Source organism: Nocardia sp. MH4 (genome assembly GCF_019266065.1).
Lineage (GTDB): Bacteria > Actinomycetota > Actinomycetes > Mycobacteriales > Mycobacteriaceae > Nocardia > Nocardia canadensis.
Genome location: NZ_LPNR01000084.1, coordinates 53319 through 60106, shown reverse-complemented (window position 1 = coordinate 60106; position 6788 = coordinate 53319). Strand labels below are relative to the sequence as shown.

General features: G+C 68.8%; 7 protein-coding genes. 2 read left to right on the top strand and 5 right to left on the bottom strand.

The window, feature by feature from the left end:
- On the bottom strand, positions 1-200 hold a 200-nt coding region (locus ATM97_RS09790; protein ID WP_218717640.1), incomplete at its 3' end, for a diiron oxygenase.
- A gap of 225 nt (positions 201-425) precedes the next feature.
- On the opposite strand from ATM97_RS09790, the gene ATM97_RS09785 reads away from it, so the two are divergent.
- Positions 426-1385 (top strand): DUF5996 family protein, encoded by a 960-nt coding sequence (locus ATM97_RS09785; RefSeq protein WP_218717639.1) that lies wholly within the window; start codon positions 426-428, stop codon positions 1383-1385.
- Positions 1386-1418: 33 nt separating this feature from the next.
- Here ATM97_RS09785 and ATM97_RS09780 read toward each other — a convergent pair whose 3' ends face one another.
- The 4 genes from ATM97_RS09780 to ATM97_RS09765 all read right to left on the bottom strand — a co-directional run bounded on the left by ATM97_RS09780 (position 1419) and on the right by ATM97_RS09765 (position 5238).
- Positions 1419-1586, bottom strand: coding sequence for a hypothetical protein (locus ATM97_RS09780; RefSeq protein WP_218717638.1), 168 nt, complete (start codon positions 1584-1586; stop codon positions 1419-1421).
- A gap of 407 nt (positions 1587-1993) precedes the next feature.
- The gene (locus ATM97_RS09775) at positions 1994-2467 is read right to left on the bottom strand and encodes a hypothetical protein (protein WP_218717637.1); all 474 of its coding nucleotides are present in this window, start codon (positions 2465-2467) and stop codon (positions 1994-1996) included.
- 130 nt (positions 2468-2597) lie between these two features.
- Positions 2598-3812, bottom strand: coding sequence for an acyl-CoA dehydrogenase family protein (locus ATM97_RS09770; RefSeq protein ID WP_218717636.1), 1215 nt, complete (start codon positions 3810-3812; stop codon positions 2598-2600).
- Between the two features lie 31 nt (positions 3813-3843).
- Positions 3844-5238: an acyl-CoA dehydrogenase family protein gene (locus tag ATM97_RS09765; protein WP_218717635.1), complete on the bottom strand. Its 1395-nt coding sequence runs from the start codon at positions 5236-5238 to the stop codon at positions 3844-3846.
- Between the two features lie 130 nt (positions 5239-5368).
- On the opposite strand from ATM97_RS09765, the gene ATM97_RS09760 reads away from it, so the two are divergent.
- Positions 5369-6787: a glycosyltransferase family 39 protein gene (locus ATM97_RS09760; RefSeq protein WP_218717634.1), complete on the top strand. Its 1419-nt coding sequence runs from the start codon at positions 5369-5371 to the stop codon at positions 6785-6787.
- Position 6788: the final 1 nt, after the last annotated feature.

Here is a 6788-nt window from a genome sequence, read left to right as displayed (position 1 = left end):
TACCAGGGGTGACGGCCCAGGGGGTCCTCGTCGGGCATGATCCAGCGCGGATCGTCGGAATGGACGGCGAACTCCGGCGACTCCCAGTCGATATCGACATACGGGTCGAAGTGCCGGTTCACCGAACCGTCGGACAGGTTGCGCAGGATCTCGTGGTACTCGGGATCGGTCGCGGTGTTCTTGAGCGTGGTGGACAGCATCGGCGGTGTCTCCTTCGGGGTGGCCCAGCTCTCACTTTATATGGGACTCCGAGTCTCAGGCAACTGTGCGGGTCCGTGATTCGCTCTTTCCGTGCCCGTTACCTGCGCCGACGTACGATGGGGCATCGCAGAACATGTCGGACGGTTGACCAGTCAGCCAGCTCCCTGGCTGTCAGTGAACGGTGCGCCCGCGCCGGTCGGGCACCGAGAGAGCGAGGACCGACGATGACCCTGACCCCCGCCAAAGCCGTGTGGCCGACCCTGCGGGTCGACTCCTGGAGCGACACCCGCGACACCCTGCACATGTGGACCCAGATCATCGGCAAGCTGAAGATGGCGGGCACGCCGCTGGTGAACCACTGGTGGAACGTCACCTTCGCGGTTTCCGCGCGCGGACTCGCGACCGGCGCGATCCCCGTCGACGGCCGCCTGCTCGACATCGAATTCGACTTCGTCGACCACGAACTCGTCCTGCGCACCAGCGACGGCCGCCGCGCCATGATCGCGCTGCGCCCGCGCACCGTCGCCGACTTCTACGCCGAGCTGGGCCATGTCCTCGGCCGGCTCGACATCGTCGTCGACATCGAGGCCTCACCCAACGAGGTCGACCCCGCGATCCCGTTCGCCGAGGACACCACCCATCACTCCTACGACGGCGACGCCGTGCACCTGTTCTGGCAGCAGCTGGTCCAGGCCGAGCGGGTCTTCCAGCTCTGGCGCGCCGGCTTCGCCGGGAAAACCAGTCCGGTGCACGTGTTCTGGGGTTCCCTGGACCTGGCCTGCACCCGCTTCTCCGGCCGCACCGCGCCGCCGCACCCCGGCGGCGCGCCCAACTGCGCCGACTGGGTCATGGAGGAGGCCTACTCCCGCGAGTGCGCCAGCGCCGGCTTCTGGGCGGGCGGCAACGAGGGCACCTTCTACGCCTACGCCTACCCGGCGCCCGACGGCTACTCCACCAAGCCCGCGGGCCCCGACGGCGCCGAATGGGATTCCACCCTGGGCGAATTCGTCCTCCCGTACGACGTCGTCCGCAAGTCCGACGACCCCGACGCCACCCTCCTGCACTTCCTCGACACCACCTACGCCGCCGCCGCCGACCTCGCCCACTGGGACCGCAAACTCCTCGACGTCGACCCCCACCGCCTCGACCGCCGCCTGCACCTCGACGACCAGACAGCCCTCTGAGCGGGGAGCGGATCGGGTCTCGACGGGGCAGGATCAGCAGCGCCGCTGCCACCAGGGACTATCCGGCGCGGCGGTCGGATCGGGGTGCGTGCGGGAGAGGAAACGCTCGTCGAGCGGGCGGACGAGAACGCGGAGTTCCCGTGCCGCCGCGCGGGGCAGCGCGCACAAGGCCTGCTCGAGGACTTCTCGTGAATTGTTCACCGCGGGACAACATTCCGGTACACCACACCCTGGCCCGCGACTGAGCTCGAGCAACCACCGCCGTGGCCCGTGCACCCTGGCAACCCAACTCGTCAACGCTTCGTCGACCGCGCCCGGCCACCACCGGGCATCCTCGAACTGCGCGATTTCGTGCTGCGTCCGCGCGGAAACCCCGGCGACGACACGTCTGTTCCTGATTGGAGAGATCGGCGGATGCGCCAGTCGTACGGCCCGCATCCGGCCCGGCGGCTTACGCGCCATCGGCCTTTCGGCAAAGAGAAGTCATCGTCAGATCATCCCAAGACGGAGATGTCCGGTCAACCAGGGCTGAAGGGTTCGGCGACTGCTCGGGGTTGATGTCCGGTTCGGCTGATCCACACGGCCCCGCGGCGTTGGTCGATCCGTCTTCAGGCCGTCCACACGCGATAGGTGGCGTCGGCGATCTTGCCCCAGCCGAGTCCGGTCAGCCCGGCGATGATGTCGAAGGTGAAGTCCTCGTCGATGGCGGCTTCGAGCCGGGCTTCGTCGGGCAGTACCTCGCCGGATTCGTCGGCGAGCTCGCCGGCGGAGTAGATAATTCGCCGAATCGGCTGACCGCCGGAGTACCAAGTGAATCCGTAGACGTCCGACACGCTGTGGGCGACATAGGCCAGTGCGCGGCGAGTTTCCGCGAGCGCGAGGACCACGTCGTCGTCGAAGGTCACCAGGATGTGCGGATCCAGAATCGACGTCCAGCCGTCCACCTCGGCGACCGCGTAGTCGACCGGACGCGAGAACGCCTGCGCCAGATCGACGGTCTCGCCGCTACCGCCGGGGTGCCCCGGCAACCGCGTCGGATCGACCGCCCCTTCGACGAGCAGTCCGTTCGCTGTCCAGCCCATGCCACCCTCGCTTCTGCCTGCCCCGCGGCACGCGACGGTGTCACCTTAGTCAGCCGCCCCGACAACTTCCCGCAACGCGAAACCGGTGCGAGTCATCGCGGCTCGCACCGGTTTCGCGCCGTCTACCAGCTCACTTGAGCTCGGCGCTGGTCTTTCCGAGCACGCGGCGAGCCACGATCAGCTGCTGGATCTGCTGGGTGCCTTCGAAGATGTCGAGGATCTTCGAGTCGCGGCCCCACTTCTCCAGGAGCAGGCGCTGGGAGTAGCCAAGGGTGCCCGCCAGTTCGACGGCCTTGAGGGTGACGTCGGTGCCGGTGCGGCCCGCCTTGGCCTTGGACATGGAAGCCTCGAGCGAGTTCGGCTTCTTGTTGTCGGCCATCCACGCCGCGCGCAGCGAGAGCAGATAGGCCGACTCGTAATCGGCTTCCAGGCGCAGGAATTCGGCGGCGGCGGCGTGCTGATTGATCGCGGGGGTGTCGTAGGAGATCTCGACACCGGCCTCGGTGAGGATGGTGCGCAGTTCCTCGAGCGCGGCGCGGGCGACACCGACGGCCATCGCGGCCACCAGCGGACGGGTGTTGTCGAAGGTCTGCATGACCCCGGCAAAGCCCTTCTCCACGTTGACTTCCGGCGAGCCGAGGATGTTGTCGGCCGGGATGCGGCAGTCCTGCAGCAGCAGCACCGCGGTGTCGGAGGCCTTGATGCCGAGCTTGTGCTCGAGCCGCGCCACCGACAGGCCCGGAGCGTCGCGCGGGACGACGAAGGACTTGATCGCCGCGCGACCCAGGCTCTTGTCGACCGAGGCCCACACCACGATGTGGGTGGCGCGCTGACCACAGGTGACGAAGATCTTCTCGCCGTTGAGCACCCACTCGTCACCGTCGAGGACGGCGGTGGTGGTGACGGCGGCGGAGTCGGAACCGAAGGACGGCTCGGTGATGGCCATCGCGGCCCACACCTTGCCGAAGCGCTCCAGCTGTTCGTCGGTGGCGACCGCGGCGATCGCGGCGTTGCCCAGACCCTGGTAGGGGATGGTCAGCATCAGGCCGACATCGCCCCACGACGTCTCCAGCGCGTTGAGCAGCGCGGACATGTTGCCGCCGTTGGCGTTGGCGACCACGTCGGCGTCGGCCTCGTCACCGCGACCGCCTGCGGCGCCACCGATCTTCTGGGTGCCGGAGTCCGACAGGCCCTCGATCATGGCGGCCATGGTGTCGAGCTCGACCGGGTACTCGTGCTCGGCGAGGTCGTACTTGCGGGAGATGGGACGGAAGATCTGGGAGGCGACCTGGTGGGCCTGGTTGGCGCTCGCCTTCAGCTTCTTGGGGAGTTCGAGATTGATCATGGAATTCTCCTGGGTATCGAAGACGGACCGACTAGACCAGCACCACGCCCTCGGCAACGCCGACGGCTCGCAGGTCGCGGTACCACCGCTCGACCGGGTGTTCCTTGGTGAAGCCGTGACCGCCGAGCAGCTGCACGCCGTCCAGGCCGATCTGCATGCCCTTGTCGGTGGCCAGCTTGCGCGCCAGCGCCGCCTCGCGGGCGAACGACAGACCCTGCTCCGCGCGCGAGGCGCCACGCAGGGTCACCAGCCGCAGACCGTCGAGCTCGATGGCCATGTTGGCGACCATGAACGCGACCGCCTGACGGTGCGAGATCGGCTCACCGAACGCTTCGCGCTCGTTCACGTAGGGGATCACGTAGTCCAGCACGGCCTGGCCGGTGCCGATCGCCAGCGACGACCAACCCAGGCGAGCCAGCTGCACCGCGTCGGCGTACTCCTCGGCGCGCGCCTTGGCGTCGCCGTCGCCGAGCACGGCGTCGGCGCCGACGGCCACGTTGTCGAGCACCAGGCGACCCAGGCCCGCGGCGCGCAGACCCATGCTCGGGTCGGCCTCGACGGACAGTCCGGCGGTGTCGGACTCGACGATGAACAGCGCGGGGCGCCCGTCGAGCTCGGCGGCCACGATGAACAGTTCGGCATCGGCGGCGGCCGGGACCAGGCTCTTCACGCCGGAGAGGCGGAAGCCGCTGGGGGAGCGGGTGGCCTTGGTCTGCAGGGCGAACGGGTCGAACAGCGCGCGCGGCTCGTTGATCACCACGGACGCCTGCGGCACGTTCTCGCCGGTGAAGGCGGGCAGATAGGTCTGCTGCTGGGCGTCGGTGCCCCACTGGGACAGCGCGACGGCCACGCCGCTGGGCGCCAGGATCGGCAGCGCCAGACCCATGTCGCCGTGCGCGAGGGCCTCGGCCACCAGGGCGTTGGTGACGGCGCCACGCTCGCTGGCCGCGCCTTCGAGCTCCTCGGGCACGTTGATCAGGGTGATGCCGAGTTCGGCGGCGCGCTCGAGCAGATCGCGCGGCGCCTTGGCCGCGTTGTCGGCCTCGTAGGCGGCCGGGCGCAGGATCTCACCGGCGAAGTCCTTCACCGTCTCGACGATCATCTGCTGCTCGTCGGAGGGGGTGAGGTCGAAGTAGTCCTTCGTCTTGGCCTCGTTGTCGGGCAGCCGCTTGGGCTGGCCGCCGCCGGTGACCTTGGCGAAGGTCCGGGTCGCCGCGCCCAGGGTGCGGAACCCGGTCTTGGTGCCCTCGTAGGTGACGCGTTCGATGGGCTTGCGCAGGTTGTACTTCTCGGCGAGCTCCGACCCGGTAATGGTCGTCAAAGCGCGCATGGCGGCGCCCATCCAGTCCCGCTTGGGCTGGCTGAGGCCGACCGCGGACGTGTCGTTCGGACGTCGCTTCGTCGCGCTGTCTCGAGTGCTCATCATCACCTGATTTCCTCGGCTGTCGGGGCGCTGTGGACCCCAGCTATCTTACTCCTCGGTAAGACTATCTTACTCTGGAGTAAGAAGCTCGTCGATGTCCGCGAAATCGGGGATTTCGTGTCAGTCTGGACGAGTGACCGTGATCGCGTCGGTTTTCGCCCTTGTTCTGTTGATCACCACGACGCGCTACGGCTACCACCGTGACGAGATGTACTTCCTGGCGGCGGGCCGCCGGCTGGACTGGGGATATCCCGATCAGCCCCCACTGACACCCGCGCTCGCCCGGCTCATGGCCACGATCGACCCCGATGCGCTGTGGGTATTGCGGCTGCCAGCGGTGGCCGCCGCGACCTTCGTCGTGGTCTGCGCCGGGCTCATGGCGAAAGAACTGGGCGGCGGACGCGGCGCGCGGGCGCTGGCGGCCGCCGCGGTGGCGAGCGCGGCCATGGTGCAGGCGGCCGGGCATCTGTTCGGAACCACGGTGTTCGACCTGGCGGGCTGGTCGCTGATCTGCCTGCTGGTGCTGAAGCTGGTGCGCGGAGCCGATCCGCGATGGTGGCTCGCGGTCGGCGCGGTGACCGGGCTCGCGGTGCAGAACAAGGTGCTGATCGTCGTGCCCGTCGGCGCGCTCGTCTTCGCGCTGCTGCTGACCGGTCGGCGCAGAGTCTTCGCCACCGGGTATTTCGCGGTCGCGCTCGGGATCTCGGCGGTGCTCGCGGCGCCGTATCTGTGGTGGCAGGCCGACAACGGCTGGCCGCAGTGGGCGTTGAGCCGGGCGATCGCGGGTGGGTCGTCGGGGACCTCGGATTCGCCGATCATGTTCGTGCTCTTGCAGTTCGGGCTGTTCGGCCCGCTGCTGGTGCCGCTGTGGGGATACGGACTGTGGCGGCTGTGGCGCTCGCGGTATCAGGCGTTCGCGCTCGCCTACGGCCTGCTGTTCGTGCTGTTCCTGGTGGCGGGTGGCAAGGCGTACTACCTCGGTGGGATGTATCCGGTGCTGCTCGCCGCCGGCTCGGTCGGGCTCGCCACGGTGCTCGGGGACTCGCGAAAGCGCTGGGTGGCAGTGGGTTCGGTGGTCGCGGTGAACGCGGTGCTGTCGGCGATGCTGTTCCTGCCGGTGCTCCCGGTCGCGCAGCTGCCGGACTCGCCGGTGCTCGCGGTGAACTACGACGCCGGGGAGACCGTCGGCTGGCCCGGTTATGTCGCGCAGATCGCGGCCGCCCGGCCACCGGGGGCCGCCGTGCTTACCGCGAACTACGGCGAAGCGGGTGCCATCGAACGCTACGGCGCCGAATACGGTCTGCCGACACCGTATTCGGGCCACAACGCCTACTGGTGGTGGGGCCCGCCGCCGGACACCGCGACCACGGTGCTCACCGTCGGCATCGAGCGCGACCGGCTCGACGGCCTGTGCGCGGTCGTCGAACCGGCGGGCGTGCTCGACAACGGACTCGGCCTCGACAACGACGAGCAGGGCGCACCGCTGTTCGTCTGCCGCGAGCCGGTGCGGCCGTGGTCGCAGGTGTGGCCGCGGCTGCGCGCCCTCGGCTGAT

Coding starts and splice junctions, on each gene's coding strand:
- ATM97_RS09785 (WP_218717639.1), top strand. CDS start 426: ATGACCCTGACCCCCGCCAAAGCCGTGTGGCCGACCCTGCGGGTCGAC.
- ATM97_RS09775 (WP_218717637.1), bottom strand. CDS start 2,467: ATGGGCTGGACAGCGAACGGACTGCTCGTCGAAGGGGCGGTCGATCCG.
- ATM97_RS09770 (WP_218717636.1), bottom strand. CDS start 3,812: ATGATCAATCTCGAACTCCCCAAGAAGCTGAAGGCGAGCGCCAACCAG.
- ATM97_RS09765 (WP_218717635.1), bottom strand. CDS start 5,238: ATGATGAGCACTCGAGACAGCGCGACGAAGCGACGTCCGAACGACACG.